The organism is Vibrio sp. 10N.222.54.A3, assembly GCF_041474095.1.
GTDB classification, from domain to species: domain Bacteria; phylum Pseudomonadota; class Gammaproteobacteria; order Enterobacterales; family Vibrionaceae; genus Vibrio; species Vibrio crassostreae_C.
Map to the genome: position 1 here is coordinate 1 of NZ_JBFRTN010000105.1, position 2,289 is coordinate 2,289.

At 48.4% G+C, this 2,289-nt stretch carries 2 protein-coding genes; both read left to right on the top strand.

The window, feature by feature from the left end; all coding sequences use genetic code 11:
• The first annotated feature begins 95 nt into the window (after positions 1-95).
• Entirely contained in the window at positions 96-983 is an 888-nt protein-coding gene (locus tag AB4507_RS19380; RefSeq protein ID WP_102281854.1) for a site-specific integrase, read from the top strand.
• Positions 980-2,032: a transposase gene (locus AB4507_RS19385; protein ID WP_102281856.1), complete on the top strand. Its 1,053-nt coding sequence runs from the start codon at positions 980-982 to the stop codon at positions 2,030-2,032. The genes AB4507_RS19380 and AB4507_RS19385 overlap by 4 nt, the downstream gene beginning before the upstream one ends.
• The last annotated feature ends 257 nt before the right edge of the window (positions 2,033-2,289 follow it).

The window sequence follows — 2,289 nt, forward strand, 5'->3', positions numbered from 1 at the left end:
TTGTTGAACGAAGCCGCTACGCGGCAGAGTAAAACGAGTGCAAACCATACTCTTGTAACACCATCACCCTGATGGTCGTTCACAGGAGTAACCCCATGAAACCCGATGACTTAAAACGCTACAACACCCTTTATGAACAACACCTTACCAACCTAAAGCTGCAAGGTAAACGACCTGCGACGATCGATGCCTATTCTCGTGCGGTTCGTCGGATCACCGCTCATTTCGACCGAGCCCCTGATACATTAACGACCTCTGACCTCAAACAGTTCTTCGCGTCTCTTATTCAAACCCACTCGTGGAGCACCATTAAACTCGATCGTAATGGCTTGCAGTTTTTCTATCGCTACACGCTCGATAAACAGTGGGAATGGCTCAATATCGTCAAGCCGCCACAAGTAAAACGACTGCCCGACATACTGACACCGCAACAAGTCAGCTCGCTGATTAGCCACACTCGACAGACACGTTATCAAGTGTTTTTTCTTACTCTGTACAGCATGGGGTTGCGCCTTGGTGAAGGACTGAACCTCACGGTTCACGATATCGACAGCCAAACAATGCGCGTTCACATACGGGAAGGAAAAGGCGGAAAAGACCGAATGGTGCCGCTTCCGCTGCGAACGCTTAAAGCTCTTCGCGTACATTGGCTTGCCCATAAGCACCCTTACTACTTATTTCCTGGACTTGGGCAGTGTCGCAACACGCCGATGGACAGAGGCGGTATTCAAAAAACCATGAAACTTGTGCTCAAAGAGTGCGGGATCCAAAAACACGCCAGCCCCCACTCACTTAGACATTGCTTCGCGACGCACTTACTTGAGCAAGGAGTCGACCTGCGTTCACTGCAATCACTGCTCGGTCATGCAAGCCTCAACACCACGGCACGATACACCCGAATGACTCAGATAAAGCAGCGTGATGCGGCAATGGCCATCAACCAATTAACGGATGCTCTAGACTTAACGGGGAGCATTACATGAGTACCTTTATTGAACTGCTTCGCCAACATCACTCTGCGCTTAAGCGTCACTATTATGCGCAGATGAATGGCGATATGCATCGCGCCATTGGGGCGATGCTCCGTTGCAAAACAGAGCAACAAGGTCGCTCACAATGGTTCTGCAGTCACTGTCATCACGATGACCGATTACCGCTTTCTTGTGGTCATCGTCATTGCCCTCAATGCCAACAACGCACCACTTCTGACTGGCTTCAACGTCAGCAGAAAAAGCGGTTACCTGTTCACTATTTCATGGTGACCTTTACTTTGCCGTATCAACTAAGGGTCTTAGCAAGACATCAACCTAAAGCGATATATAACGGTATGTTTAAGGTGGCATCAGGGGTATTAAAGGATTTTTCCAACCGACAACGGCAAGGTGAACTTGGTTTTACCGCCGTGTTGCATACTCACAGCCGACAACGAAACTTGCACCCACATCTGCACATTATCGTGGCGGCAGGCCAATACGATGCATCAAGGCAAGCGTGGTACAAAGGCAACAAGCATTACCTTTTTAACGCGTTTGCTTTAGCCAAAGTATGGCGAGCAAGAATGCTAGAAGCCATTAATCAACACCCAGCGTTGTGGCTGCCGAGTGGCATTCCCAAACAATGGGTGGTCGATTGCAGACAAGTGGGGTACGGTCAGGCTGCGCTCAATTATTTGTCTCGCTACCTCTATCGCGGTGTTCTGCCTGATGAAGACATCATCCATATCACCGATGACACGGTCACCTTCCGCTATAAAAACAGTCAGACTAAAACATGGCAAACGCGCACTTTACCCACTCTGAAGTTCTTGTTGCTCATTTTGCAACACGTGCTACCCAAAGGGTTACAGCGAGTAAGAGATTACGGTTTTTTGCGCGGTCAAGCACACGCCTTAAGAGCCCGCATTCAACTGCTGTTATTGAACTTGCTCTATATAATGCCGCCGCTAACCGCACCGACAAGAACCAAAGCAATACGAGTATGCCCTTGCTGTCAGCATCAGATGGCGTGTGTTGGAGTGAGTCGACCCATCTAGCCGAAAGGCATTGATAATAAGGAGAATGGCATTGACGAAATCAGAGGAGATGTGACGACGAAAGAAATAGAAAACAGCTAACTGATTGATAAGATTGCTATCGCAACCTTATCTTGGCCTCGCTCGCCTTGAGAAAAGTATCAAGGCGATATGCCCTTCCAATCCAATGGTACAATTTACTTAATAAAGTGGCTGCGGGCTTGTTCAACACTCGGGATTTAGTGTTGGCTGCGCAACACCTTAATCCTTATTTGTTA

Coding starts and splice junctions, on each gene's coding strand:
- AB4507_RS19380 (WP_102281854.1), top strand. CDS start 96: ATGAAACCCGATGACTTAAAACGCTACAACACCCTTTATGAACAACAC.
- AB4507_RS19385 (WP_102281856.1), top strand. CDS start 980: ATGAGTACCTTTATTGAACTGCTTCGCCAACATCACTCTGCGCTTAAG.